Source organism: Mycobacterium sp. 1245852.3 (assembly GCF_001669335.1).
In the GTDB taxonomy this organism is placed as follows: domain Bacteria; phylum Actinomycetota; class Actinomycetes; order Mycobacteriales; family Mycobacteriaceae; genus Mycobacterium; species Mycobacterium europaeum_A.
Genome location: NZ_LZLL01000386.1, coordinates 1 through 24,735 on the forward strand (window position 1 = coordinate 1; position 24,735 = coordinate 24,735).

The window sequence follows — 24,735 nt, forward strand, 5'->3', positions numbered from 1 at the left end:
CTCGGGTGTGGTTGAGCGCTTAAGCGGATACTTGGATATCCTAGTAACCCGGTTCGGGCCTTGGCAAGGTGGTCGCCGGTCTAGCCTGAGGGCGGTATGCGCACCATCGAGGCCGACTACCTGGTGGTCGGGGCGGGCGCCATGGGCATGGCGTTCATCGACACGCTGGTCTCCGAGACGGAGGCCCGCGTGGTGGTGGTGGACCGCCAACACGCGCCCGGTGGGCACTGGACCATGGCCTACCCGTTCGTGCGGTTGCATCAGCCCTCGGCCTTCTACGGCGTCAACTCGTCGCGGCTCGGCAGCGACACCATCGACCAAGTGGGTTGGAACCACGGGCTTTACGAGTTGGCGACCGCCGGCGAAATCTGCGCCTACTACGACCGCATCATGCGCCGCGAGTGGTTGCCGACCGGGCGGGTCAGCTACTTCCCGATGAGCGAATACCTCGGCCAATACGGTGGGCAAGGCCGGTTCCGCCCGCTGGCCGGCGCCGATTACACCGTCGACGTGACGCGCCGCGTCGTCGACGCCACCTACATGCGGGTCACGGTCCCGGCGATGCGCCGCCCCCCGTACCAGGTCGCCGACGGCGTCGCGTGCGTCGCGCCCAACGACCTGCCCCGGCTCGGCGGCTACGAGCGCTACGTCGTCGTCGGGGCCGGCAAGACCGGAATCGACACCTGCCTGTGGCTGCTCGGTCACGGGATCGAACCGGATCGGCTGACCTGGATCGTGCCCCGCGATTCCTGGCTGCTGGACCGCGAAACCATGCAGCCCGGCTCGCTGTTCGCCGACAAGCTCAAGGCCAGCTTCACCGCCCAACTGCGCGCGATCAACGACGCCGCCTCGGCGCGGGATCTGTTCGCGCGTCTCGAAGACGCCGGCGTGCTGTTGCGGATCGATCCGGCGATCCGGCCCGCCATGTATCGCTGCGCGACCGTCACCCGGCTCGAGCTCGAGCAACTGCGGCGCATCACCGACGTGGTGCGCCTGGGTCACCTCCTGCGGATCGACGCGGGCAGGCTGACGCTCGACGGCGGCACCGTGGCGGTCAGCGGCGACGAACTGTACATCGATTGCACCGCGGACGGCGCCGAAAAGCGGCCCGCTACACCGATCTTCGACACCGGGACCATCACGCTGCAAAGCGTGCGCGGCTGCCAGCAGATCTTCTCCGCGGCGCTGATCGCCCACGTCGAGGCCGCATACCGTGACGACACCGTGAAAAACGATCTCTGCGTGCCCCTGCCGCATCCGGACACCGACCTCGATTGGTTGCGGCTGGCGCTGGCCGACTACACCAATCAGTTGCGCTGGTTCGACGACCCGGAGCTGATGTCGTGGCTGTCCGCGGCGCGCCTGGACCTGTTCGGCCATCTGATCGGCCACCTGCTGCCGTCGGCGTCGGCGAAGCCGCGGGTGCGCGAGCGGATACTGAGCATCGCCAAATCCGTGTTCTCGGCCACCGCCACCAAGCTCGACCAGCTCGTGGCCGCCGAGGCCGCACTCGCTGCGCCCGTGTAACCCGAGTCGCTATTCATCGGGTGAAGGAGGCATGTGGCGGCAAGAAACGAGCCCGTCGGCCCGCGACCCCTGCGCGCGGTCCCCGAGGACGGCCATGACGCCGGCTACCCGAACTGGGAAGCCGTGTACTCCGACAACGCGACCTGGGTGTACCGCACGCTGTTCGCGCGCGTCGGAAACCAGACCGACGCCGAGGACCTCACCGCCGAGGTGTTCCTGGCGGCGTTGCGGCCGCTGCGGCTGACCGCGAGCGTCGCCGAGGTGCGCGCGTACCTGCGGGCGACGGCCAGGACGGTGCTGGCCGCACACTGGCGCGAGACGCTGGGGCGCGAGATAACCTCGATCGAGGACATCGAACAACCAGCCGAGGGCCAGGACGCCATCAGTACCGCGCCGCAGCGGGTTGCCCGGGTTCTGGACAGCCTGCCGGACCGCTACCGCCGGATTCTGGAATCGCGTTTCCTGCAGGGCCATTCGATCAAGGAGTCAGCCGCGGAACTCGGGATCAGCGTGGCCAATGCCAAGGTGCTCCAGCACCGCGCCCTGCGGCTGGCGGCCCAGGTCAACGATGGGGGCCAGCCATGAATGCGCGAGGGTTGCGACGTTATGTCGACGATCTGTTGCGGGGGCGCCGGCCCCGGCCGTTCGCGCCCGACGACTTCGAGGCGGCTCAGCTGCGCACGGCGATCGAGCTGCGCGCGGCGCGCGAGGGTGGTGACGCGCCCCGCCAGGAATTCCTGACCGACCTGCACCGGCGCCTCGCCGAGCAAATGTCCGGTGCGCCAACGGAACCGGCTCCGGACCGTCGCAGCACGCGCCGCCAGGTGATCGTCGGTACGTCGGCCGCCGCGACGGCGGCGGTCGCCGCGGTATCCGTCGATCGCACCCTGATCCTCGGCCGCGGCGGCAACGGTCACAGTCCCGAAGTCGCGGCCGGGCAACTCACGCCCAACGAGGGCAGCTGGCAGCGCGTGGCGGCCAGCTCTGATGTGCCCGACGGCGTCATGCACGCCTTCGACCTCGGCTCGGTGACCGGATTCGTCCGCCGGGTCGCGGGCGAAGTCCAGGCCGTCTCGGGAGTGTGCACGCATCAGGGTTGCAAGCTGTGGTTCGACGCACCCGACGACACGCTGCGCTGCCCGTGCCACACCACGTCGTTTTCGCCCACCGGCCAGGTGATCACCCATCAATTGCCGATAGCGCCAAAGCCCTTGCCTGCATTGATGGTTCGCGAGGCCAACGGCGGCATCGAGGTGTTCGCACCGGCGCGCCCCGAGCGGCCGGCACGATCGGTGTAACCCGCCGCCATATCTCTGGGCATGGATATCCCCATGCTTCGAAGATGTTTGGCGATCGTGCCGGCCGCGGGTGTGTTGGCATTGGCCGGTTGCTCCCAGCCCCGGCCGGTGGCGAACACCGCGGCGCCCACGACCGAGGTGTCGATCACCGCGCCGGTGGCTCCCGTGCGCGGCAATGAGGTCACCATCGACGGCTTCGCGTTCCAACCCGCCTCGTTGACCGTCACCGCCGGGACCACCGTCACGTGGACCAACCGCGACGAAGAGCCTCATACGGTGGCCGCAAGCGACGGCTCGTTTCACTCACCCGGCATGGGCACCGGCGCGACCTTCACCCACACCTTCGCCGCCGCAGGGACTTTCGACTACGTCTGCTCGATCCACCCGATGATGCGCGGCACCGTGGTGGTGACGGGATGACCAGCACCGGGGAGAACGGCATGACCCGCCGCCAGCTCATCCGGCACACGGCGTGGTTCGGAGCGGCGGTCGGGTTCGCGGTGGCCGGCGGTGAGGTCATCTCCCATGCCGCCGGCGACGCCAAGGCCGCGCACGCGGCGGGACGGCCCACCCTGCGATTCGCCCAGATCAGCGACAGCCACCTCGGTTTCACCGGAGCACCCAACCCGGATGTCACCTCGACGTTCGGCCACGCGATCGATCAAGTCAACAACCTCGGATACACACCGGATTTCGTCATCCACACCGGCGACCTCACCCACCTGTCCAGCCCGGAACAGTTCGACCAGGTGAAGCAGATGATGAGCGGCCTCAAGACGCCGCACGTGCTGACCGTGCCCGGGGAGCACGACTCGATCGACGACGCGGGGCAGAAGTACCGAAACGCGTTCGGCGCCGGCTCGATCGGCGACGGGTGGTACAGCCTCGACATCGCCGGCGTGCACCTGATCGCGCTGGTCAATACCCTGAACCTGCACAAGCTCGGCCACCTGGGCGCCGATCAGCTGGAGTTCGTCAAGAAGGACGTCGCCCGCCTGTCCAGCGATACCCCCATCATCGTGTTCAGCCACATCCCGCTGTTCGCCATGTACCCGCAATGGGGCTGGGGCACCGACGACGCGACCCAGGCGCTGAGCTACCTGCGCCGCTTCGCGTCCGTCACCTGCCTCAACGGCCATGTCCACCAACTGTTTTCCAAGACCGAAGGCAACGTGACCTTCTACAGCGCAACCACCACCGCGTACCCACTGCCGCGACCGGGTGACGGGCCGGCGCCCAAGCCGGTCACGCTGCCCGCCGGCAAGCTGCGCGACGCGCTGGGCATCCGCGAGGTCAGCTACACCAGGGGAGAGACCGCCTTGGCCTTGAAGGAGCGGACGCTGCAATGAGTTTGGCGAACATCCTGGTGCGGCTCGGCCTCGCCGTGTCGCTGGCCGTCGCCGCCGCCAGCCACGCCTATCTCTATGTCCATGGCTACCACCACATTCCGATGATCGGCGCGGCATTCCTGGCGCAGGCCAGCGTGTCGTTCGCGCTCGCGCTGCTGATCCTGATCGGCGGGCCGGCCTGGCTGCGCTGGGCGGGCGCCGCGGTGGCGGGCGGCTCGCTGGTCGCGTTCGTTATGTCGCGCACCGTCGGGCTCTCCGGCTTCTTTGAGCGCGGCTGGGACCCGGCGCCGTACGCGGCCGTCAGCGTGACGGCCGAGGTGATCACGCTGGTGCTGTGGGGGTTTGGCGGCCGCCTTTGGCTTCGAGCGCGCCAGACCACCTCCGTTTGAGGCGGCGTTTGAGGGACAGCGAGCAGACTAGGCGGCGCCCGGGGCCTCCGGAGCCGGCTGGTCGGCCAGGGCGTCGGCCCTGCTGACCGGCCCTGGCTCGTCGGAGCTGGACGTCACCGGGGCCGACCACTTGATCCGGAGCCGGCGCTTGAGGGACATCGAGGGTTTCTCGATGAGGAACCAGCTCGCCGCGGCCAGTGGCAGAGTGGCCGTCACCGCGGCAAGGAAGAACAGCACCGGGTGCAGGCGCGTCGCGAGCCCGGTGACGGCCAGCAATTGCTGGGCCGGGAATGCGTAGATATAGACGCCGTAGGACAGGTCGGTGCGCAGCCTCAACCGTTCGCTCTTGAGCAGGGAGCCGGTGACGACGACGGCGTAGGCCAGCGGAAGCGCGCCGACCACCCGGTAATCGGGCAGGAAGCCGGCCGCGATGACGATGACGACGCACACCGCGACCAGCGACCAGCGGGCGGGGATGACGTCTCGCCACTGATACAGCAGGGCACCGGCGGAGAACATGATGGCCGCGCGCACCGCGAGCTGCGGAATGGTCCACACGCCGGGAAAGGTCAGGGGCGGGACCACCAGCGCCGCCAGTGTCGCCACCACCAGAACAGCGGGGGATATCCACCGGCGATTGGCCAGCCCCGCCACGCCGATGGCGGCAACGAACACGTAGCACAGCAGTTCCCAGATCAGCGACCACATCGAACCGTTCCACGCGGGTCCACCCGGCACGCCGTGCAGCGTTCCGTCGATGGTCGGCTGCAGGTAAGCGATCGCGCTGTTCTTCAGGACGTACTGGAGCGGGGCGGTGGAACCGAGCAGCTTCGCGGCCGAACCGCCCTGGATCACCATGCTGAGCGGGGCGAAGACGAACGCGGTCACGACCAGGCACACGTAGAAGCCGGGCAGGATCCGCAACGCGCGCGCGGTGAGATAGTCACGCAGTCGGGGGTCGGTCAGCCAACTGCGGGTGATGAGAAAGCCGGAGATCGCGAAAAATCCGTCAACGCCCACCGAGAAGAAAAGCTGCAGCGTTGCCTTCGGGGGCATATGGCCGGTGCATGGCCAGGAGTGGAAGAACATCACCTCGGCCGCCAACACCAACCGAAGTGCGTTGAGCGCGTTTCTTCGCGGATCGAAAACCTGCCCTAGCTTCATCCAGCCCTCCACCCCCACACACCACTCGCCGTCGGCGCCATCGTACGGGCCGCGGACACTTTGACGCTGACGCTCGCGCTGGCCTCGATCAGGTCGTGGCCCCGCGATTCTTTGCCCGCGGCGCGGCGTCTCGCGTCCTTGAATTGCAACGACGATGGCTAAACGGCACCGGGTACCTCCGGCGGCATCGCCAGGGCCGCTTGCTCGCGGGAGCCGACGGATCTCCGTTTGAGCCGGGCCTTCAGCGACCTCGCCGGCTTTTCGACCAGGAACCAGCTCGCAGCGGCCAGCGGCAGGGTGGCCACGGCCACGGTCAGGCAGAACACGATCGGATTGAGGCTGAGCAACCCGAGGACCGCCAGCAGCTGCTGGGTCGGGTACGCATAGATGTACATGCCGTAGGACAGGTCCGTGCGCAATCGCAATCGCCGGTTGTGCAGCAGGGACCCGGAGACGATGACGGCGTAGGCCAGCGGAACGGCGGCAACCACCCGGTAATCCGGCAGCTGACCGGCCACCAGCACGATCACCACGCTCACCGCGACCAGCCACCAGCGCGCGGGGATCACGTCCCGCCACTGATAGAGCAGCGCCCCCGCGGCGAACATGATCGCGGCCCGGCACGCCATGAAGACCAGGACGATGCCCACGTTGCCCGTCGGCCGATTGAACACCTCGGGGAAGGTGACGGGCGGCATCATCGACGCCCCGATCGCCGCCACCACCAATATCACCGGCGAAACCCACCTGCGGTTGGCCAGTCCGGCCACGCCGATGGCGGCGACGACCAGATAGCACATGATCTCCCAGAACAGGGACCACAGCGACGCGTTCCAGATGCCCGCACTGGGAATGTCGAGCGGGGTGCCACCGACGTCGGGCTTGAGCCACAAGACCGCGGCGTTTTTCAGCACGTATTCGAACGGCGCGAATGAGAACAGCAGCTTCGCCGGCGAACCGCCCTGGATCGCCACGCTGAGCGGGGCGAACACGAAGGCGGTCACGATCATGCAGACGTAGAAGCCGGGCAGGATGCGCAGGGCCCGGGCGGCGAGGTAGGCGCGCAGCTTGGGGTTGCTCAGCCAGCTCGCGGTGATGAGGAATCCCGAAATCGCGAAGAACCCGTCCACCCCTACGGACAGCAGTAGTTGCAGAACGGCCCGCAGTGACGGCAGATGACCCCGAACCGGGTAGGTGTGCCAAAAGATGACCTCGGCCGCGAGCGCCAACCGCCACGCGTTGAGCGCATTGCTTCGCGGATCGAAGACCTGCCCGAGCTTCATCGGCGTCGCCCGCCGTCCGCACTGGGCATCATCGGAATCATCGGCGCAATCTTAGCCTCACCCGCCAGCGATGAGGGCCGGTTGACGGTACTCGCCCGATTCGGTGACCGCAACCGCAGCGCTATTAAATATGTGTCCAACAGGCCGGTGACCAGGGCGGCGCCGTTTTGCGCCCGATGAGCGCCAAGAGCGTTGGGGCTCAAGCCCATGGCTGCGCGCGGTCAGCCGCGCAGGCCGTCGACGAACGCCTTCGTCTCTTCCCAGGTGGGCAGCAGCCCCGAGGCGCGCGCCTCTGCGAAGCTGGGCGCCGCGGCGTCACGATCGGACAGGTTGGGCGCCGCCCCGTCCACCAGCGGCCAGTCGATGGCCAACGCCGGATCGGTCGCGCAAATGGTGTGTTCGCGCTGCGGGTTGTATTCCGCCGAGCACAGATACATCACCGTCGAATCGTCTTGCAGGGCCAGGAAGCCGTGGCCCAGGCCCTCGGACAGGTAGATCGTCCGGTGATCGGAGTCGTCGAGCAGCACGGAGTCCCACTGCCCGAAGGTCGGCGAGCCCTCCCGGATGTCGACGACCACGTCGAACACCGAACCGCGAACGCAGGTCACATACTTGGCCTGGCTCGGTGGCACCTGGGCGTAGTGCAATCCGCGCAACACACCCGCCGCGGAGACCGAGCAGTTGGCCTGCCGGACGTCCAGCCGATGACCGGCGAAGGAGCTGAATCCCTTGTCGGCGAACCATTCGAAGAAGTGTCCGCGCGAATCGCCGTGCACGGTAGGGGTGATCTCCCAGGCGCCGGGGATCTTCAGTTCGCGAACTTCCACGCTACTGCCCACGCTCTTCGTAGCGGGTTTCCGAGGCATCTTTCAACGGACGCCACCACGATTCGTTCGCGCGATACCAGTCAATGGTGGCACGCAGACCCTCCTCGAAGTCGGTATGCTTTGGCGCCCAACATAATTCGTCGTACAGCGTCGACGGGTCGATGGCGTAACGCAGATCGTGGCCGACGCGATCGGTGACGTGGTCGAAGTCGTCGGGCTCGCGGCCCATCATCTGCAGCAGCGTGCGCAGCACGGTCAGGTTGTCGCGCTCGCCTTCGGAGCTGATCAGGTAGGTGCGCCCGATCTCGCCGGAGTCCAGGATGCGGCGGACCGCGCTGTTGTGGTCGTCGACGTGGATCCAGTCGCGGACGTTGGCCCCGGTGCCGTACAGCTTGGGGCGACGGCCGGTGAGGACGTTGGTGATCTGGCGCGGGATGAACTTCTCCACGTGCTGATACGGCCCGTAGTTGTTGGAGCAGTTGGAGATCGTCGCGCGCACGCCGTAGGAGCGCACCCACGCCCGCACCAGCATGTCGGCGGCGGCCTTGGTCGCCGAATACGGGCTGGACGGGTTGTAGGGCGTCGCCTCGGTGAATCGCTGGGGGTCGTCGAGCTCCAGGTCGCCGTAGACCTCGTCGGTCGAGATGTGGTGCAGCCGCACGCCGTAACGCCGCACGGCCTCGAGAATGGTGAAGGTGCCGACGACGTTCGTGTGCAAGAACGGCTCGGGGCCCTCCAGCGCGTTGTCGACGTGGCTCTCCGCGGCGAAGTGCACCACCGCGTCGGATTCGGCGACCAACCGCGACACCAGCTCGGCATCGGTGATGTCGCCGACAACCAGCTCGATGGAGTCCTCGACGTCGGCCAGCGACTCACGCCGACCCGCATAGGTCAGGGCGTCGAGCACCGTGACGGAATCCTCGGGGTGTTCGCGGACCGTGCTGTGCACGAAGTTGGCGCCGATGAATCCAGCGCCGCCGGTGACCAGTAACCGCATGCCCAAACCCTAACCGAGCCGATCGGTCAGTTTGCGCCAGTCAGCCCCAGAGCTCCGGCCAATTCGCTCAGCGCAGGTAGCAGCGTTTCCTCGTCGTGGGCGCCGAGCACCTGGATCGCCACGTGGTCGGCGCCGGCCTGCAGGTGTTCGCCCAGCCGCCCCGCGATGTCGTCGGGGGTGCCGTAGGCGACCACCGCGTCGATCAGCCTGTCGCTGCCCGGTTTGCGCACGTCGGCCTCGGTGAAGCCCAGCCGCAGCCAGTTGTTCACGTAGTTGCTCAGGCCCAGGTAGAACTCGACCGTCTGGCGCCCGATCGCGCGCGCCCGCTCCGCGTCGGTGGTGAGCACCACCTTGTGTTCGGGCGCCAAATACACTGCCCCGCCGAGCAACTCGCGCGCCTTCGCCGTGTGTTCGGGCGTCGTCAGGTAGGGATGGGCACCGGCGCTGCGCTGCGCCGCGAGCCGCAGCACCCGCGGGCCCAGCGCGGCGAGCACCCGCCGGCTGGTCGGCACCAGGGCGGCATCGAGTTCGTCGAGGTAGGAGACCAGGGCGTCGTACGGCTTGACGTATTCCTCGGTGTGTTCGGGGTGGCCCACCCCGACGCCCAGCAAAAACCTTCCCGGGTGCGCGCTTTCGATCCGCCGGAAGGACTCCGCGACGGCCCCGGCGGGCGCCGTCCAGATGTTGACGATCCCGGTGGCCAGTTGCAGCGACGTCGTCGCCGCCAGGGCCGGCTCGGCCCAGGACAGCTCGGCGTCCGGTGAGCCACCGATCCAGGCGGCGCCGTACCCCAGCGATTCGATGCCCGCCGCCAAATCCGCGGAGATGGATCGGGTGGGCAGCCACACGCCGAACCGGCCGAGTTCGGGCTTGAGTGAAACTCCCTCGGTCATCTGGGCTCCCCCTACGGTCTCAGGACTGCTTCAACCCCAGTGGCCCCGCCAGTTCGGCCAGCGCCGAGACCAGGTTTTCATCCTTTGTCAGGACCTGCACGGGGACGTGATCGGCGCCGGCGTCGAGGTGCTCGTTCAGCCGCGCCGCGATCTGGTCCACGGTGCCATACGCCACCACCGCGTCCACCAGGCGGTCGCTGCCGGGCCGGGTGACCTCGTCCTCGGTGAAACCCAGCCGCTTCCAGTTGTTTCGGTAGTTGGCGAGGTTGAAATAGATGTCGAGCGCCTTGCGGCCGACGGCCCGCGCCTTCTCGGCGTCGGTGGTCAGCACGACCTTGTGCTCGGGCGCCAGGAAGGCCGACGGCCCGATCAGCTCGCGGGCCCGCGCGGTGTGTTCGGGGGTGGTCAGGTAGGGGTGCGCGCCGGCCGAGCGCTCCGCGGACAGCTTGAGCACGCGCGGGCCCAGCGCCGCCACCACCCGGCGGTGGGCGGGCACGCCGTAGTCGTCGAGCTGCTTGAGGTAGTCGGACAGCGCGTCGTAGGGCTTGCGGTACTCGGTGTGCGCCTCGGGATGCCCGACGCCGATGCCCAGCAGGAACCGGCCGGGGTAGGCCGCCTCGATGCGGTGGAAGGATTCGGCCACGGGCCCCGCGGCCGCGGTCCAGATGTTGACGATGCCGGTGCCCACCTGCAACGTCGTGGTCGCTTCCAGGAGGGGTTCGACCCAGGCCAGCTCGGCGGGGGGTGAACCGCCGACCCACACGGCGCCGTAGCCCAGCGCCTCGATGTCCCTGGCCTGCTCGGGGGTGACGCCGCGTCCGAACGATCCGAACCGGCCGAGATTGGGTTTGCTCGCAGCATCGGTCATGGTTGTTCCCAACCCGCGCCCCGCGAAAGCTATTCCGAAACGGCCAGATCCTCGTCGGCATCGTCGAGATCGGTGGCCGCGACGTCGGCGGCGGGCGCCGTGAGCGGGAGCAGCACGATGAACCGGGTGTCGCCGGGCACCGACTCCACCCGCAGGTCGCCGCGATGCTTCTTCACCACGATGTTGAACGCCAGGTCCAGGCCCAGCCCGGTGCCCTCGCCGAAGGGTTTGGTGGTGAAGAACGGCTCGAAGATGTGTTCGCGGATGTCCTCGGGTATGCCCGGGCCGGTGTCGCAGATTTCGATGCGGGCCAGGTTGTCGCCTTCGGCGCAGGTGCGGATGGTCAGGGTGCCACCGGTGTCGCGCATGGCGGCGATCGCGTTGTCGATGATGTTGGTCCACACCTGATTGAGATCGCCTGGGTAGCAAGGGATTTCGGGAAGGGTCTGGTCGAAGTCCTTGACGACGGTGATCGCCTTCGCGCCCTTGCCGCCGTCCTTGCCGCCGTCCTTGGTCAACCGGTCGGCGAACATCACCAGGGTGCTGCGCAGCAGGTCGTGCACGTTGGTCACCTGGAACGGGGCGCGATCCATCTGCGAATACTGCTTGGCGTCGGCGACCAGCGCCGAAATCCGTTTGCTGGCTTCCAGAATCTGATTCATCAGCAGCTCGCTCTCGATGGTGTAGTTGATCCAACGGATCGCCTGCTCCAGCGATGTCGATGCGAGTTCCTCGGTGACCGCGGAGATCCGCTCCAGCCAATCGGTGTCGATGCCGCCCTCGACGAACGTCGGGGCGATGTCCCAACCGCCGTCGATGCCGTGCTCTTCCAGCCAGTCGCCGACGGCGTCCTCCCGGTCGGAGGTCTCGAGCGCGGTCAAATGCTGCCCCGATCCTGGAGCAGCGGACTTGGCGACCTGCTCGGCGACCCGCTCCTGCAGCCGCACCAGGGCGCTGAGCGCCTCGGGGGTGATGGTCCCGTCGGCCAGCATCGCCAGCTTGTGGCGCATGTTGGCCACCCGTTCGCGCAGATCCGCCGCGGACCTCGAGATCGCCGCCGCGGGGTTGTTCAGCTGGTGCGTCAGCCCGGCCGACAACCGGCCCAGCGCCAGCAGCTTCTCTCGGTTGTCGATGATCCGGCGGGTCCGGTCGGTGCCGACGGCGATGCCGTCGAGCAGATGCACCGCCATCGGGAACTGGTCCCGCATGAACTGGGCGAACACCGGCGCGTCCATCACGAAGAAGCGCGACGGCTTGGTCACGTGTACCGAGGCGTCGTAGCTCTTCTGCTTGCCGCCGGTGAACGCCCGCCACGCCCCGCAATACACGCCGCGCTGCGAGGTGCGGTTGGTCTCGATGTCCTGGCCGCCGGAGAGCTTGCTCATGGTGAGCTCCCCGTCGATCAAGACGTAGAAGCAGGTCGCCGGCTCGCCCTCGACGCAGATCGGACCGGGTTCGTAGTGCTGAATGTGGCCGTTGGCGCACAGCACCGCGAGCTGCTCGTCGGTGAGCGCCTCGAACAGGAACAGGCTGCGCAGCTCGTCGGGCTGACAGGGCACCTTGGTCGATTCGGAGCCGGTCATACCCCTCCTAGCTCTCGGCCAGGTAGCGGTGGACCAGCATGACGGCCATCGACCCTTCACCGACGGCGGCGGCGACCCGTTTGGCCGAGGTCGAGCGGACGTCGCCGGTGGCGAAGACGCCGGGCACGCTGGTTTCCAGGTGATGCGGCGGGCGTTCCAACGTCCAGCCGCACACGTTGCGCAGGTCCGGTCCGGTCAGGATGAAACCGTGGTCGTCGCGGGCCAGCACCCCGTCGAGCCAGTCGGTGCGCGGGGCGGCGCCGATGAAGATGAACATCCGCGCGCAGGTGACGTCCTCGATCTCCCCGGTGCGGTTGTTCACCAGCCTCAGCTGCTCGAGGTGGCCGTCGCCGGTGGCGCGCTGCACCTCGGTGCAGGTCAGCACGTTGATCTTGGGGTTCGCCTCGATCTGCTGGATGAGGTAGTAGGACATCGACGCCTCCAGCGACGGGGCGCGCACCACGATGTTGACGGACTTGGCCGTCCGGGACAGGTACATCGCGGCCTGGCCGGCCGAATTCGCCCCGCCGATCACGTAGACCTCTTCGTCTTCGCACTCCGGGGCGACCGAGATGGCCGCGCCGTAGTACACGCCGCAGCCGGTCAGCTCGGTGCAGCCCTCCGCCTGCAGCTGGCGGTAGGACACCCCGGTGGCCAGGATGACGGCGTGCGCGTCGATCGAGCCGCCGTCGGCGAACCGCACGGTGCGCTTGGATCCGTTCACCTCGAGGGCGACGGCCTTACGCGCGGTGATCAGCTCGGCGCCGAATTTTTCCGCCTGCCGCCGCGCCCGGTCGGCCAGCTGCCCGCCCGAGACCCCGTCGGGGAAGCCCAAATAGTTCTCGATGCGCGAGCTCTGCCCGGCCTGGCCGCCGGTGGCGATGTGCTCGATGAGCACGGTGCGCAGCCCCTCGGAGGCGCCGTACACGGCGGCGGCCAGGCCGGCGGGCCCACCGCCGACCACGATCAGGTCGTAGAACTCCTGCGACGGCGTGGTGGTCAGGCCCAGCGTCTCGGCCAGCTGCGCATCGGTGGGCTCGACCAGGGTGTCGCCGCGCTGGGTGATGACCACCGGCAGTCGCCTGCCGTCCTCGCCGGCCGCGCTGAGCAGCCGCTCGCCGGCGGGCTCGTCGGCCATGAACCAGGTGTAGTAGAGGCCGTTGCGGGCCAGGAAGTCGCGGACCTGCCACGACCGCGCCGACCAGCGGTGGCCGATCACCTTGGTGTGCGGGATGGGGTGCTCGGGCGCGGCGCGCCAGGCGTCCAGCAGCCCGTCGATGACCGGGTAGAACTTCTCCTCCGGGGGATCCCACGGCTTGAGCAGGTAGTGGTCCAGGTCGACGACGTTGATCGCGTCGATGGCGGCGTGGGTGTCGGCGTAGGCGGTCAGCAGCACCCGGCGGGCCGCGGGATACAGGTCCATCGCCTGCTCGAGGAACTCGATGCCGCTCATCTGCGGCATCCGGTAGTCGGCGATGAGCAGCGCGACGGTCTCGCCGCGCAGTTTGAGCTCCTTGAGCGTGCCCAGGGCGTCGGGCCCGGATTCCGCGCGCACGATCCGGTGTTGCTCGCCGTAGTGGCGGCGCAGGTCGCGGGCGACCGCCCGGGACACCGAGGGATCGTCGTCGACGGTCAGCATGACGGGCTTGCGCGGTTGCGCTGCGGCCTCTGGCGGGCCCGAGGGGGCCGAGGGGTTAGTCATCGGCGTTAAGTATGCGCTCGTCAGCGGCCGTGCGGGAGGTCGAGCTGGCGGGCCGCGTTCCGCCGGCAGCGATTTTGGTGGAGGGCAATAACCAGGTATCGTGGAACAACGGTGCGGCATCCGCGCCGACTTTTTGTGTGCCAAGTCCCTAGGAATTTCCTGTCACCGGCTCACGTTCCAAGTCGGTGCACTGTCGCGTCGACTAGGCGCAGACGAGAACGAAACTATACGACGAGGATTCTTAACTAGTTATGGCCAAGAAGGACGGCGCCATCGAGGTGGAAGGCCGGGTGGTCGAGCCGCTGCCCAATGCGATGTTCCGCATTGAGCTGGAGAACGGCCACAAGGTGCTTGCCCACATCAGCGGCAAGATGCGGCAGCACTACATCCGCATCCTGCCGGAGGACCGGGTGGTGGTGGAGTTGTCTCCCTACGACCTGTCCCGCGGCCGCATCGTGTACCGGTACAAGTAACCGCGCCTGAGCTCCAACAACCTACGAATAGACAGAACAGGATCGAACAGCCGTGAAGGTGAACCCGAGCGTCAAGCCAATCTGTGACAAGTGCAGGGTGATCCGTCGGCATGGGCGGGTCATGGTGATCTGCTCCGATCCGCGCCACAAGCAGCGCCAGGGCTGACCTGCCCCAGCACCGTCCGGCGACGATGCAGTCCGTGAACGGACTGAGGAGGAGTCGGACGATCCAACCGAACACAACTGAATGCAGACCTCCCAGCACCACTGAGCTGCCTGGCGCGCCAAGCGCCAAAAAAGACGAATCAGCGTCGCTCATCCACGTCCGGTCGGAGGCCGGGCCCCGGTAACACCCAGGTGGGACCGGGAACGGGCTGGGAACAGACCTCCGCCTAGAAAAAAGAGGAAACGCCACCCATGGCTCGACTAGTAGGCGTCGACCTTCCGCGTGACAAGCGGATGGAGATCGCCCTGACCTATATTTTCGGCGTCGGCCGCACCCGGTCGAACGAGATCCTGGAAGCCACCGGCATCGACCGGAACCTGCGCACCCGGGACCTGACCGACGACCAGCTGACCCACCTGCGTGACTACATCGAAGCGAACCTGAAGGTGGAGGGTGACCTGCGCCGCGAGGTTCAGGCCGACATCCGGCGCAAGATCGAAATCGGCTGCTACCAGGGCCTGCGGCACCGCCGCGGCCTGCCGGTGCGCGGCCAGCGGACCAAGACCAACGCGCGCACCCGCAAGGGCCCCAAGCGCACCATCGCCGGCAAGAAGAAGGCCAGGTAACCCCCCATGCCACCAGCCAAGAAGGCAGCCTCCGCCCCCAAGAAGGGGCAGAAGACCCGTCGCCGGGAAAAGAAGAACGTCCCGCACGGCGCCGCCCACATCAAGAGCACGTTCAACAACACGATCGTGACCATCACCGATCCGCAGGGCAACGTCATCGCCTGGGCGTCGTCGGGTCACGTCGGGTTCAAGGGCTCGCGGAAGTCGACGCCGTTCGCCGCGCAGCTGGCCGCCGAGAACGCGGCCCGCAAGGCGCAGGAGCACGGCGTGAAGAAGGTCGACGTGTTCGTGAAGGGCCCGGGCTCGGGCCGGGAGACGGCGATCCGGTCGCTGCAGGCCGCCGGTCTGGAGGTCGGCGCGATCTCCGACGTCACCCCCCAGCCGCACAACGGCGTTCGCCCCCCGAAGCGACGCAGGGTCTAGGAGGAAAAGAACCCAATGGCTCGTTACACCGGACCCGTCACCCGCAAGTCGCGCCGGTTGCGCACCGACCTCGTCGGCGGCGACCAGGCGTTCGAGAAGCGCCCCTACCCGCCCGGCCAGCACGGCCGCGCGCGGATCAAGGAAAGCGAATACCTGCTGCAGCTGCAGGAGAAGCAGAAGGCCCGCTTCACCTACGGCGTGATGGAAAAGCAGTTCCGTCGCTACTACGAAGAGGCCGTGCGGCAGCCCGGCAAGACCGGCGAAGAGCTGCTGCGCATCCTGGAAAGCCGGCTGGACAATGTCGTGTACCGCGCCGGCCTGGCTCGCACCCGCCGGATGGCGCGTCAGCTGGTCAGCCACGGACACTTCAGCGTCAACGGCGTGCACGTCAACGTCCCGAGCTACCGGGTGTCGCAGTACGACATCATCGACGTGCGGGACGGCTCGCTGAACAACGTGCCGTTCCAGATCGCGCGGGAGACCGCGGGCGACCGCCCGATCCCGAGCTGGTTGCAGGTGGTGGGGGAGCGTCAGCGCATCCTCGTCCACCAGCTGCCCGAGCGGGCGCAGATCGACGTGCCGCTCGCCGAGCAGCTCATCGTCGAGTTCTACTCGAAGTAAAGACCCCCTGCGCTGAACCGGCGCAGGTCTGCGACGATCGCAAGCGCGGCGAAGCCGGGCGCAGCGGGTCGGAGCGGGCAACACAGCGGCATCAAATAGCGGGTGCCGAGAAGGAGAAGAAGAAATACCATGCTGATCTCTCAGCGACCCACATTGTCGGAGGAAGTCCTCACCGACAGCCGCTCCCAGTTCGTCATCGAGCCGCTGGAGCCGGGATTCGGTTACACCCTGGGCAATTCGTTGCGCCGCACGCTGCTGTCCTCGATTCCGGGTGCGGCCGTCACCAGCATCCGCATCGACGGCGTGCTGCACGAGTTCACCACCGTGCCGGGCGTCAAGGAAGACGTCACCGCGATCATCTTGAACCTCAAGAGCCTGGTGGTGTCCTCCGAGGAGGACGAGCCGGTCACCATGTACCTGCGCAAGCAGGGCCCGGGTGAGGTCACCGCGGGCGACATCGTGCCGCCCGCCGGTGTCACGGTGCACAACCCCGACCTGCACATCGCGACGCTGAACGACAAGGGCAAGCTCGAGGTCGAGCTCGTCGTCGAGCGCGGCCGCGGCTACGTGCCCGCCGTGCAGAACCGCGCCTCGGGTGCCGAAATCGGCCGCATCCCGGTCGATTCCATCTATTCGCCGGTGCTCAAGGTCACCTACAAGGTGGACGCCACCCGTGTCGAGCAGCGCACCGACTTCGACAAGCTGATCCTGGACGTCGAGACCAAGAGCTCGATCAACCCCCGCGACGCGCTGGCGTCGGCGGGCAAGACCCTGGTCGAATTGTTCGGTCTGGCACGCGAACTCAACGTCGAGGCCGAGGGCATCGAGATCGGGCCGTCGCCGGCCGAGGCCGACCACATCGCGTCGTTCGCGCTGCCGATCGACGACCTGGACCTGACGGTGCGCTCCTACAACTGCCTCAAGCGCGAGGGCGTGCACACCGTCGGCGAGCTGGTCAGCCGCACCGAGTCCGACCTGCTCGACATCCGCAACTTCGGTCAGAAGTCCATCGACGAGGTGAAGGTCAAGCTGCACCAGCTGGGCCTGTCGCTCAAGGACAGCCCGCCGAGCTTCGACCCCTCGCAGGTCGCGGGTTACGACGTCGCCACCGGCACCTGGTCTTCCGAGGCGTCCTACGACGACCAGGACTACGCCGAAACCGAACAGCTGTAACGGCCGTCCGGTGACGATGCGGCCGTGCAGCGGCCGCTGAGGAACCGGACACAACTGACGAAAGTCCGTCCCGGCCCTACCTGATACGGGGGCCGGCCACTTCAAGGAGATAGTCGCAATGCCCAAGCCCACCAAGGGACCTCGCCTCGGCGGGTCGTCTTCGCACCAGAAGGCGCTGCTCGCCAACCTGGCCACCTCCCTGTTCGAGCACGGCCGGATCAAGACGACCGAGCCCAAGGCGCGGGCGTTGCGGCCGTACGCGGAGAAGCTGATCACGCACGCGAAAAAGGGTGCGCTGCACAACCGTCGCGAGGTGCTGAAGAAGATCCGCGACAAGGACGTGGTGCACGCGCTGTTCGCGGAGATCGGCCCGTTTTACGCCGACCGCAACGGCGGCTACACCCGCATCATCAAGGTCGAGCCGCGCAAGGGCGACAACGCCCCCATGGCCGTGATCGAGCTGGTGCGGGAGAAGACGGTCACCTCCGAGGCCGACCGGGCGCGACGGGTGAAGGCTTCCAAGAAGTCCGACGCCCCGGTCGCCGCGGCGGCGGCGCCTCAGGCGGCCGTCGAGCCCTCCGAAGCCGTCGGCCCCACGGCCGAGGAGGCCACGGCCGAGGAGACCACGGAGGCACCCAAGGTTTCGCAGGCCACGGAGGCGGAGGCCGCCGCCGAAGAAAAGCACGACGAGGCCATCGAGGCGCGGGCCGAGGCCGAGAAGGCCGAAGAGGCTGACGAGGCTGACGAGAGTTAGCGAGGACGTCCGTCTGCGGCTCGATATCGCCTACGACGGAACAGGTTTCGCGGGCTGGGCCACTCAGGCCGGCCAGCGGACCGTGGCCGGGATTCTCGACGAGGCGCTGACGACGGTCTTCCGCACGCCGGTGCGCCTGCGCGCGGCGGGCCGCACCGACGCCGGCGTGCACGCGACCGGGCAGGTGGCCCACGTCGACGTGCCGGCCGACGCACTGCCCAACGCCTATCCGCGCGCACCGCACGTCGGAGAGCCGGAGTTCGGACCGCTGCTGCGCCGGCTGGGTCGATTCCTGCCCACCGACGTCCGGGTCGTCGACATCACCCGCGCGCCAGCGGGTTTTGACGCCCGGTTCTCGGCGCTGCGTCGTCACTACGAGTACCGGCTCTCGACGGCGCCCTGGGGGGTGCAGCCGCTGCAGGCCCGCTACGTCACCGCGTGGCCTCGCCCCCTGGACGTCGAGGCCATGGCGACGGCGTCACGAGACCTGTTGGGACTGCACGATTTCGCCGCGTTCTGCCGTCATCGCGAGAACGCCACTACCATCCGCGATCTGCAGCGCCTGGAGTGGACCCGCAACGGCGACCTGATCACCGCACAGGTCAGCGCCGACGCGTTCTGCTGGTCGATGGTGCGCTCACTGGTCGGGGCGCTGCTGGCCGTCGGCGAACACCGCCGCCCGGTGTCCTATTGCCGCGAATTGCTCAGTGCCACCGAGCGTTCCAGCGACTTCGCCGCCGCGCCCGCGCACGGGCTTTCGCTGGTCGCCGTGGACTACCCGCCCGATGACCAGCTGGCCGCGCGCACCCTGATCACCCGCGACATCCGCTCGCGCTAGACCCGGGCCGCCACGAAAGTCGCAGCCTTGTTGGTCAATCCGGGCACGTAGCCCAGGTGCGAGCTCCACTGCATGCCCGACGAGCAGATCGGGTCGCCCGGGTTGCACAGGTCGATGGTCTTGCCCTCGAAGTTGGGGGACAGGGCGCTCATCAGTTGACCCGCCCGGCCGGACGGGTTGCCGAACAGCGCGACCGCCGCGACGTGATCGGCGGCCCCGGGCGGCAGCGGCTGGCGGTAGCCGAGGCCGGACACCGGTGCGGCCGTGACGATATCGACAACGGCGGCGCCCTGCGAATACCCGCCCAGCACCAGTTTGGTGCCGGGGCAGTTGGCGGCCATCTGCTGGATGTGGGCGCTGGCGTCATTGGCGCCGTTGGCGGCTGCCAGAAAGTCCTTGCTTGCCGGGTAGTTCACCCCATATGCGCCAACGCTTTTGCGAGTCTGCTCGCGCAACGAGCTGACGAAGGCGCCACCCACCTTGCCGACACCGGGCGGCTCGTCGGTGCCGCGGGCAAACACCACTTCAACGCCGGGGCACGATGCCGACGCATGCGGAACCAATTGGGGGGCAATCAATAACGCGCCCGTCGCGCCAATTCCGATGCCCAGCCCTAACGGGATAAGCCTCACACAGCGATGTTAAGGGGGCGTTGATAACCCGACGGTAACGATTTAGACGAGAGGTGCTTGCGGTGCGGCCGTGGTCGGGACGACCGGGCCGGTTGCGGGCCCCGGACCCCCGTCGTGAATCGACGGGCCCGAACCGGGGGTCTGCCCGTTAACCGGCGACTGCTGGCCGTAGCCGGGCTGCTGCGGGCCGTAGCCGGGGCCCAGGGGCGGACCGAAGGCGGGTGACTGCTGGCCCAGGCCGGCGGCCGCCAGTTTCTGCGCGACGAACGCCGCAGCCTGGGTGGTGTAGACGGGGACGTAGCCCTCGGTGTGCCCGCTCCACTCGTTGCCCTCGCCCGCGTGACAGATCGGGTCGTTGGGGTTGCAATAGTCGGCGGCCTTGGAGCCCAGCATCGCGCTCTTGGTGGGTAGCGACCCTCCGGCGCGGTCGGCCACGTCACCGAAGGTCACGACGGCGGCGATGTTGTTGGCGTATTGCGCGGGCAGGGTGTTGCCCCAGCTGATGCCGCCGATGGGGACCCCGGCCACGATGTCCATCACCGAGGCGCCCTGGGAGTAGCCGCCCAGCACGATCTTGGTGTTGGGGCACTTCTCCACGCTCTTCTTGACCCGGTCGATGGTGTCGTTGGCGCCGTCGCCGCCGTGCAGCTGCAGCTTGCTGGCGGCGTAGTTCACCCCGTAGGGCAGGATGTTCAGGCCGCCCGTCTGCTGGCGCAGCGAGTCGACCAGCGCGTCGCCGACCCGGCCCAGGCCGGGGGGCTCGTTGGTGCCGCGGGCGAAGATGACCTCGACGTCCGGGCAGTCGTCGGCGGAGGCCGTGGGCGCCGCGGCGGGGGTTGCGAGCAGGCCAGCGGCGATAACCAGGGCAGACGCACCCAGACCGAGCAAGCGGCCTGCTGACCGCGCGGTGCCCGCCCGAAGGGTACGTGTGCGGTGAATTTTCACCGGGCGATTTTACCCAATTTCCGGTCAACCGAAACGCCCGCGACCTGTGGATAACCGCGCTGACGGTGCGAAACGGCGCCGTAGCGTGGGCGTCGACGGATTCATCGGATGGGGAGATCTCGTGCCGCCTCGGCCGGCCACGTGGGTGCAGGTCAGCGCTCACCGATATTTGCTGCGGCGCGTCGAAGGCGCGCTGCTGGGCGAGGGGGTGGGGGCGGCCTGGCCCGGCTCGCGTGGGCGCCGGGTATCGCTGCTGTGCGGATGTGTACTCACCGCTGTCGCCCTGGCCGGCTGCACGCTGCTGGCGGTGCTGCGACCGCACGTGGCGCTCGACCGCGCGCGGATCGTGATGAGCCGTGAATCCGGTGCCCTCTTCGTCCGGGTGGGCGACGTCTGGCATCCGGTGCTCAACCTGTCTTCGGCCCGGCTCATCGCGGCGACGGCCGCCAACCCCCAGCCGGTCACAGATTCCGATTTGAGCGCCACCAAACGCGGTCCGCTGCTGGGCATTCCGGGGGCACCGGAGTCTCTGGGCAGGCCGCTGTCCCCGGACGATACGGATTGGGCGATATGCGATAGCACCGGCGCCAGCACCGCCACGGCCGTCATCATCGGCCCACGCTCCGAGGCGCCACCGGCGCACCGGGTGACCGGCGGGGAAGCGATCCTGGTGGCGACGGCCGCGGGTTCGCCGGCCTATTTGCTCTACGACGGCCACCGCGCGCTGGTGAACCTCGACGACGCTGCTGTCGTGCGCGCGCTGCGCCTCGAGCGCCGGGCGCCGGTGACCGTCTCGCCAGCGTTGCTGAACGCCGTGCCGGAGGTGCCGCCGATCGCGCCGCCGCGGATCCACGGCAGCGGCACCAGGGCGCCTGGACTGCCCGGGCTTCCGGTCGGCAGTGTGCTTCGCATCACACGCGCCGACGGCGACGAGTATTACGCGGTGCTGGCCGCCGGGGTGCAACGCATCGGCCAGGTGGCCGCCGACCTGCTGCGCTTCAGCAACCCGCAGGGCACGACCAACGCCGTCACCGTCGCCCCCGACGCCATCCGGTCCGCGCCCGTCGTCACCGAGCTGCCGGTCGCCCTCTTTCCCGACCGGCCGCCGACGTTCTCAGATCCCGCCGGCACGTTGTGCGCGAGCTGGGAGGGAAAGAGAACCGGCGTGGCCTTCGTGGCGGAGGCCGGGCTGCCCATCCCGGCCGGCCGGACGCCGGTGGCCTTGGCGCAAGCCGACGGTGACGGCCCCACACTGGACGCCGCGTACGTTCCGGCCGGGCGAAGCGCCTACGTGCGGGCGGGCGACGGCGCCGGCCCCCGCTACCTGATCACCGACACCGGCGTCCGGTTCGCCGTTCACGACGACGACGCCGCGCGTGACCTCGGTCTCACCGACGCGGCGCCGGCGCCGTGGCCGCTGCTCACGCTGTTGCCGGCCGGCCCGGAGCTGAGCCGGCGGAACGCCTCAATCGCCCGCGATGCGGTCGCGGGCTCGCCGTAGGCGGCCTCGGGCGGCCCCGGCGGCCACCGCGATCGTCAGCGCAACCAGGCAGATCGCGGCCCCACGCAGGGCGGTGTCCCGGGCGCGGGAATCGCGCGGCCCGACCGGCGCCGGCGCTGCGATCGGCGCGGGCGCCGGCGATGGGGCGGGCCTGTCGGCCGGTGCGCCGGTGCCGGCGCTGACCGCGGCGAGCGGGTCGATGGTGCCGTTGCCGACGAGGGGATCCCACCCCGCGGGTGGATGACGCGCCGTCGCCTTGATGCGCTGCATCACCTGGCGGGCGGTCAGCGCCGGGAAGCGAGCGCGGATCAGCGCGGCCAGCCCGCTGACCATCGGGGCGGCATAGCTAGTGCCGGACACCGGGTCCGGCGCGAGTGACGGCACCGCCTCACCCGGCGCGGCGACATCCACCCAGGGACCGGCCAGGGTGAACGGCGAGGGCGTCCCGTCGGCTTTGACCGACCCGACGGTCAGCACGTAGTCGTCGTACCAGGCGGGACTGACGGTCACCGTGAGGGTCTGCCAGGTGGCATCGCCACGTTGGGGCGGGCACTGTCCGGCGCCGCCGGTGTTGCCCGCCGCGGCCACGACGACGGCATTCTTGACGTCGACGGCGTAAGCCAGTGCGGCACCCAACGCACGGTCATCGGGCGCCTGGGCCGCCGGTGTGCACGCCACCGAGGAAATGTTGATCACCGAGGCCCCCAGGTCGGCGGCCGTCCGGACGGCCTTCGCCATGGTGTCGACATCGCCGACCCCGATCCGGGATCGGTCGCCGGTCGGGGTGAATTTGGCACTGGACTGGCGAATGCTGATCAAGGTGGCCTCCGGTGCCACCCCGCTGAAACCGTCGGACTTGGACTCCGTTGTGGCCGCGAGGATTCCGGCCACCAGAGTGCCGTGCGCATCGCAATCCTGCGTGCCGTCGCCGGTGGATACGTAGTCACCCCCGGGCACCACATCGGGCAGTCGCCGATGTCGCGAGATGCCGGTGTCGATGACCGCGACCCGCTGTCCGGTGCCGCGGCTGAGTTGCCACACCGCCGACAGGTCGCCGAGATTCGCCGGTCGGTTGCGGCCCGGTCCCGAGTCGGCAGTCAGCGTGGCGCAGACCTCGCGTTGTGTGGTCGGCCACGGGGGCGCCGGCCGCGCCGGTATGGGCAACCACCTGTCGTCGACGTCCGGGGGCGAAACAGCCTGCGCCGTCGGGCTTCCGAGCGCGGCCGCCAGCGTCAGCGCCGACACCGTCAGCAGGCGACCGGCGCGCGGGCTCATCATCGGAGGCTCACACCGCGGACCGCGCCGTAGAGTCCACATATCCAGCAGGTCAGGGGAACCATCGCGGCCAGCGCCAGCCATTCCAGTTGTCCGACACCGCGGCGCACGACGGCCGAGGCGGGCCGCGCCGGGGCGACGAACCCGAAATACATGGCCACGACGACCGACACCGTGGTTGCGGCCGCGACCCAGGGTACGTGCACCGCCGCGCGCGCGGCGGTCACGCCGAATGTCGTTGCGGCGATGACGATTCCGCTGATCGCGAACACCAGCGTTCGTCTGATGTCGGCGGACGGGGAGCGCAGCAGCAACAGCGCGGCGGTGAGGGTGCCGAACGCGGTGCACGACAGGCGCGGCGCTCCGGCGAGCACGGTGGCGATCGCTCCCAGGGCGGCCGATACCGACAATCCCGCCAGCAGACCCGTCAACCAGCTGTCGGCGCGCACCGCTTGGCGGCACACGGCCGCGTCGCCCGGGTCGGTCTTGGGCACCCCGGATGTTCCCAGCCGGGGCGCCAACCCCGCCAGCGTGATCGATGCGCGCGGCGCCACTGAGAGCAGGCCCAGCGACACCACCCCCGCCGCCGAGGTGATGGCGCACAATGGTGCCCCGCCGATCACACCCGCCAACGCCGCCAGCGCGATCACCATCGTGCAGCACGAGACGGCCGTCAAAGTGACTGAGCTGCAGCTTGTTACGCGCATCGCCACCACCGAGGTGACCGCGGCCGCGGCTGCGGCCAGCAAGACGTGGGGAACGCCGGGCGCACCCGGCACCGCCACGAAACCGGCGAGCCCGGCGAACGCCGTCGCGATCGCGCTCAGCGCAAGCCCGGCGGTCCGGTCCCCATAGCCGCGGTGCGCGATGGTCGCCAGCCCAAGGGTGAGGACAGCGGACGAGAGCAATACGGCGGTCGTGGCAGCATCACGGCGCCCATTGCCGCCCAGCGCAATACGCAGGATCACCAGCCCTCCGGCCGCACCCAACAGCATCGCCGCCGCCGCGCCGATCAGGCGGACCGCGTGCCGGTGCAAGGATTCGTGGTGCGGCTCGGTGGCCGGGTCGAGTGCGGCCGCGACGGCGTCCGCCACATCGAAGTAACGGGGGCCGGGCAACGGTGTGGTGCTTCTGCTCAGCAGCAGGGTCGCACCGTCAGCGATGCCGTGCTGGGCCAGCGTCATCGACGGATCCAAGCCGGCCGCGGCCGGCGGCGACAGGCGGTAGCGCACGGCTTCGCCGTCGGGGCAGTCGACACCGAGGAGGTCGACGATCGACGGAAGCAACACGGCGACAGGGATTTCGGCGGGCAGGGCGACATCGACGGCTGCGCTCTGCCAATGCACGCAGACGCGTCGCAGCCCGGTATCGATTGCAGGCAACGGCGAAACCCTTCGGTCGGACTGAGGCAGAACGTAACCGGGTTCG

General features: G+C 68.7%; 27 protein-coding genes. 15 read left to right on the forward strand and 12 right to left on the reverse strand.

The features are described 5' to 3' along the window. Nucleotides 1–96: 96 nt before the first annotated feature. From A9W96_RS17180 to A9W96_RS31535, 6 genes are read left to right on the forward strand one after another with little or no spacing between them, the layout of a single operon-like run. Nucleotides 97–1,527: an NAD(P)-binding protein gene (locus tag A9W96_RS17180; protein ID WP_067141505.1), complete on the forward strand. Its 1,431-nt coding sequence runs from the start codon at nucleotides 97–99 to the stop codon at nucleotides 1,525–1,527. Between the two features lie 33 nt (nucleotides 1,528–1,560). Beyond that, a complete protein-coding gene (locus tag A9W96_RS17185; RefSeq protein ID WP_067141508.1) occupies nucleotides 1,561–2,112 on the forward strand; it encodes an RNA polymerase sigma factor in 552 nt (183 codons plus the stop codon). Further along, entirely contained in the window at nucleotides 2,109–2,825 is a 717-nt protein-coding gene (locus A9W96_RS17190; RefSeq protein WP_067141511.1) for a Rieske (2Fe-2S) protein, read from the forward strand. Before A9W96_RS17185 ends, A9W96_RS17190 begins: the two co-directional genes overlap by 4 nt. 33 nt (nucleotides 2,826–2,858) lie before the next feature. After that, nucleotides 2,859–3,245, forward strand: a complete 387-nt coding sequence (locus tag A9W96_RS17195; protein WP_067141597.1) for a cupredoxin family copper-binding protein — start codon at nucleotides 2,859–2,861, stop codon at nucleotides 3,243–3,245. Then, nucleotides 3,242–4,174 (forward strand): metallophosphoesterase, encoded by a 933-nt coding sequence (locus A9W96_RS17200; RefSeq protein WP_067141514.1) that lies wholly within the window; start codon nucleotides 3,242–3,244, stop codon nucleotides 4,172–4,174. The genes A9W96_RS17195 and A9W96_RS17200 overlap by 4 nt, the downstream gene beginning before the upstream one ends. After that, the gene (locus tag A9W96_RS31535) at nucleotides 4,171–4,563 is read left to right on the forward strand and encodes a hypothetical protein (protein ID WP_066866251.1); all 393 of its coding nucleotides are present in this window, start codon (nucleotides 4,171–4,173) and stop codon (nucleotides 4,561–4,563) included. Before A9W96_RS17200 ends, A9W96_RS31535 begins: the two co-directional genes overlap by 4 nt. Nucleotides 4,564–4,590: 27 nt before the next feature. Here A9W96_RS31535 and A9W96_RS17210 read toward each other — a convergent pair whose 3' ends face one another. The 8 genes from A9W96_RS17210 to A9W96_RS17245 form a co-directional block, all read right to left on the reverse strand. Then, a complete protein-coding gene (locus A9W96_RS17210) occupies nucleotides 4,591–5,727 on the reverse strand; it encodes an acyltransferase (RefSeq protein ID WP_067141600.1) in 1,137 nt (378 codons plus the stop codon). Nucleotides 5,728–5,885: 158 nt separating this feature from the next. After that, nucleotides 5,886–7,010 carry an acyltransferase gene (locus A9W96_RS17215; RefSeq protein ID WP_066866253.1) on the reverse strand — a complete coding sequence of 375 codons (1,125 nt, stop codon included), beginning with the start codon at nucleotides 7,008–7,010 and terminating at the stop codon, nucleotides 5,886–5,888. Between the two features lie 221 nt (nucleotides 7,011–7,231). After that, nucleotides 7,232–7,837 (reverse strand): dTDP-4-dehydrorhamnose 3,5-epimerase, encoded by a 606-nt coding sequence (gene rfbC, locus A9W96_RS17220; protein ID WP_066866255.1) that lies wholly within the window; start codon nucleotides 7,835–7,837, stop codon nucleotides 7,232–7,234. A gap of 1 nt (nucleotide 7,838) precedes the next feature. Next, the gene (rfbB, locus tag A9W96_RS17225) at nucleotides 7,839–8,834 is read right to left on the reverse strand and encodes a dTDP-glucose 4,6-dehydratase (RefSeq protein WP_067141519.1); all 996 of its coding nucleotides are present in this window, start codon (nucleotides 8,832–8,834) and stop codon (nucleotides 7,839–7,841) included. Between the two features lie 26 nt (nucleotides 8,835–8,860). After that, a complete protein-coding gene (locus A9W96_RS17230) occupies nucleotides 8,861–9,727 on the reverse strand; it encodes an LLM class F420-dependent oxidoreductase (protein WP_067141522.1) in 867 nt (288 codons plus the stop codon). A 19-nt stretch (nucleotides 9,728–9,746) separates the two neighbouring features. Continuing rightward, on the reverse strand, nucleotides 9,747–10,595 hold the full coding sequence (locus A9W96_RS17235) for an LLM class F420-dependent oxidoreductase (protein ID WP_066866261.1): 849 nt from the start codon (nucleotides 10,593–10,595) through the stop codon (nucleotides 9,747–9,749). Nucleotides 10,596–10,624: 29 nt separating this feature from the next. Continuing rightward, a complete protein-coding gene (locus tag A9W96_RS17240) occupies nucleotides 10,625–12,178 on the reverse strand; it encodes an ATP-binding protein (RefSeq protein WP_066880443.1) in 1,554 nt (517 codons plus the stop codon). A gap of 7 nt (nucleotides 12,179–12,185) precedes the next feature. After that, nucleotides 12,186–13,880, reverse strand: a complete 1,695-nt coding sequence (locus A9W96_RS17245) for an FAD-dependent oxidoreductase (protein ID WP_066866265.1) — start codon at nucleotides 13,878–13,880, stop codon at nucleotides 12,186–12,188. Nucleotides 13,881–14,131: 251 nt separating this feature from the next. Here A9W96_RS17245 and infA point away from each other — a divergent pair, with 251 nt between their 5' ends. The 8 genes from infA to truA all read left to right on the forward strand — a co-directional run bounded on the left by infA (nucleotide 14,132) and on the right by truA (nucleotide 18,954). Continuing rightward, on the forward strand, nucleotides 14,132–14,353 hold the full coding sequence (infA, locus tag A9W96_RS17250) for a translation initiation factor IF-1 (protein WP_003418601.1): 222 nt from the start codon (nucleotides 14,132–14,134) through the stop codon (nucleotides 14,351–14,353). A gap of 52 nt (nucleotides 14,354–14,405) precedes the next feature. After that, entirely contained in the window at nucleotides 14,406–14,519 is a 114-nt protein-coding gene (gene rpmJ, locus A9W96_RS30550; protein WP_003879483.1) for a 50S ribosomal protein L36, read from the forward strand. A 251-nt stretch (nucleotides 14,520–14,770) separates the two neighbouring features. Continuing rightward, nucleotides 14,771–15,145 carry a 30S ribosomal protein S13 gene (rpsM, locus tag A9W96_RS17255; RefSeq protein WP_066880444.1) on the forward strand — a complete coding sequence of 125 codons (375 nt, stop codon included), beginning with the start codon at nucleotides 14,771–14,773 and terminating at the stop codon, nucleotides 15,143–15,145. Between the two features lie 6 nt (nucleotides 15,146–15,151). Beyond that, nucleotides 15,152–15,568, forward strand: coding sequence for a 30S ribosomal protein S11 (rpsK, locus tag A9W96_RS17260; protein ID WP_008260256.1), 417 nt, complete (start codon nucleotides 15,152–15,154; stop codon nucleotides 15,566–15,568). Nucleotides 15,569–15,583: 15 nt separating this feature from the next. Beyond that, entirely contained in the window at nucleotides 15,584–16,189 is a 606-nt protein-coding gene (rpsD, locus tag A9W96_RS17265; protein WP_066866267.1) for a 30S ribosomal protein S4, read from the forward strand. 129 nt (nucleotides 16,190–16,318) lie between these two features. Further along, nucleotides 16,319–17,362, forward strand: a complete 1,044-nt coding sequence (locus tag A9W96_RS17270; RefSeq protein WP_007773471.1) for a DNA-directed RNA polymerase subunit alpha — start codon at nucleotides 16,319–16,321, stop codon at nucleotides 17,360–17,362. 118 nt (nucleotides 17,363–17,480) lie between these two features. Further along, nucleotides 17,481–18,116, forward strand: a complete 636-nt coding sequence (gene rplQ / locus A9W96_RS17275; RefSeq protein ID WP_067141524.1) for a 50S ribosomal protein L17 — start codon at nucleotides 17,481–17,483, stop codon at nucleotides 18,114–18,116. Then, on the forward strand, nucleotides 18,094–18,954 hold the full coding sequence (gene truA / locus A9W96_RS17280) for a tRNA pseudouridine(38-40) synthase TruA (protein WP_082972378.1): 861 nt from the start codon (nucleotides 18,094–18,096) through the stop codon (nucleotides 18,952–18,954). The genes rplQ and truA overlap by 23 nt, the downstream gene beginning before the upstream one ends. On the opposite strand, the gene A9W96_RS17285 is transcribed toward truA, so the two are convergent. Then, a complete protein-coding gene (locus A9W96_RS17285; protein ID WP_067141529.1) occupies nucleotides 18,951–19,586 on the reverse strand; it encodes a cutinase family protein in 636 nt (211 codons plus the stop codon). The two genes, truA and A9W96_RS17285, sit on opposite strands and share 4 nt — an antisense overlap. Nucleotides 19,587–19,628: 42 nt before the next feature. Then, complete coding sequence (locus A9W96_RS17290; RefSeq protein WP_197499552.1) at nucleotides 19,629–20,525, reverse strand: cutinase family protein; 897 nt, start codon at nucleotides 20,523–20,525, stop codon at nucleotides 19,629–19,631. 127 nt (nucleotides 20,526–20,652) lie between these two features. On the opposite strand from A9W96_RS17290, the gene eccB reads away from it, so the two are divergent. Continuing rightward, complete coding sequence (gene eccB, locus A9W96_RS17295) at nucleotides 20,653–22,032, forward strand: type VII secretion protein EccB (protein ID WP_067141603.1); 1,380 nt, start codon at nucleotides 20,653–20,655, stop codon at nucleotides 22,030–22,032. On the opposite strand, the gene mycP is transcribed toward eccB, so the two are convergent. Continuing rightward, nucleotides 21,997–23,310, reverse strand: coding sequence for a type VII secretion-associated serine protease mycosin (gene mycP / locus A9W96_RS17300; protein WP_067141535.1), 1,314 nt, complete (start codon nucleotides 23,308–23,310; stop codon nucleotides 21,997–21,999). The genes eccB and mycP overlap by 36 nt on opposite strands. Further along, on the reverse strand, nucleotides 23,307–24,689 hold the full coding sequence (gene eccD / locus A9W96_RS17305; protein WP_067141538.1) for a type VII secretion integral membrane protein EccD: 1,383 nt from the start codon (nucleotides 24,687–24,689) through the stop codon (nucleotides 23,307–23,309). The genes mycP and eccD overlap by 4 nt, the downstream gene beginning before the upstream one ends. Nucleotides 24,690–24,735 lie beyond the last annotated feature (46 nt).

Bases quoted from the DNA above. Each gene is read 5' to 3' on its own strand.
- A9W96_RS17180 (WP_067141505.1), top strand. From the start codon at position 97: ATGCGCACCATCGAGGCCGACTACCTGGTGGTCGGGGCGGGCGCCATG.
- A9W96_RS17190 (WP_067141511.1), top strand. From the start codon at position 2,109: ATGAATGCGCGAGGGTTGCGACGTTATGTCGACGATCTGTTGCGGGGG.
- A9W96_RS17195 (WP_067141597.1), top strand. From the start codon at position 2,859: ATGCTTCGAAGATGTTTGGCGATCGTGCCGGCCGCGGGTGTGTTGGCA.
- A9W96_RS17200 (WP_067141514.1), top strand. From the start codon at position 3,242: ATGACCAGCACCGGGGAGAACGGCATGACCCGCCGCCAGCTCATCCGG.
- A9W96_RS31535 (WP_066866251.1), top strand. From the start codon at position 4,171: ATGAGTTTGGCGAACATCCTGGTGCGGCTCGGCCTCGCCGTGTCGCTG.
- A9W96_RS17210 (WP_067141600.1), bottom strand. From the start codon at position 5,727: ATGAAGCTAGGGCAGGTTTTCGATCCGCGAAGAAACGCGCTCAACGCA.
- A9W96_RS17215 (WP_066866253.1), bottom strand. From the start codon at position 7,010: ATGAAGCTCGGGCAGGTCTTCGATCCGCGAAGCAATGCGCTCAACGCG.
- rfbB (WP_067141519.1), bottom strand. From the start codon at position 8,834: ATGCGGTTACTGGTCACCGGCGGCGCTGGATTCATCGGCGCCAACTTC.
- A9W96_RS17230 (WP_067141522.1), bottom strand. From the start codon at position 9,727: ATGACCGAGGGAGTTTCACTCAAGCCCGAACTCGGCCGGTTCGGCGTG.
- A9W96_RS17235 (WP_066866261.1), bottom strand. From the start codon at position 10,595: ATGACCGATGCTGCGAGCAAACCCAATCTCGGCCGGTTCGGATCGTTC.
- A9W96_RS17240 (WP_066880443.1), bottom strand. From the start codon at position 12,178: ATGACCGGCTCCGAATCGACCAAGGTGCCCTGTCAGCCCGACGAGCTG.
- A9W96_RS17245 (WP_066866265.1), bottom strand. From the start codon at position 13,880: ATGACTAACCCCTCGGCCCCCTCGGGCCCGCCAGAGGCCGCAGCGCAA.
- infA (WP_003418601.1), top strand. From the start codon at position 14,132: ATGGCCAAGAAGGACGGCGCCATCGAGGTGGAAGGCCGGGTGGTCGAG.
- rpsM (WP_066880444.1), top strand. From the start codon at position 14,771: ATGGCTCGACTAGTAGGCGTCGACCTTCCGCGTGACAAGCGGATGGAG.
- rpsK (WP_008260256.1), top strand. From the start codon at position 15,152: ATGCCACCAGCCAAGAAGGCAGCCTCCGCCCCCAAGAAGGGGCAGAAG.
- rpsD (WP_066866267.1), top strand. From the start codon at position 15,584: ATGGCTCGTTACACCGGACCCGTCACCCGCAAGTCGCGCCGGTTGCGC.
- A9W96_RS17270 (WP_007773471.1), top strand. From the start codon at position 16,319: ATGCTGATCTCTCAGCGACCCACATTGTCGGAGGAAGTCCTCACCGAC.
- rplQ (WP_067141524.1), top strand. From the start codon at position 17,481: ATGCCCAAGCCCACCAAGGGACCTCGCCTCGGCGGGTCGTCTTCGCAC.
- mycP (WP_067141535.1), bottom strand. From the start codon at position 23,310: ATGATGAGCCCGCGCGCCGGTCGCCTGCTGACGGTGTCGGCGCTGACG.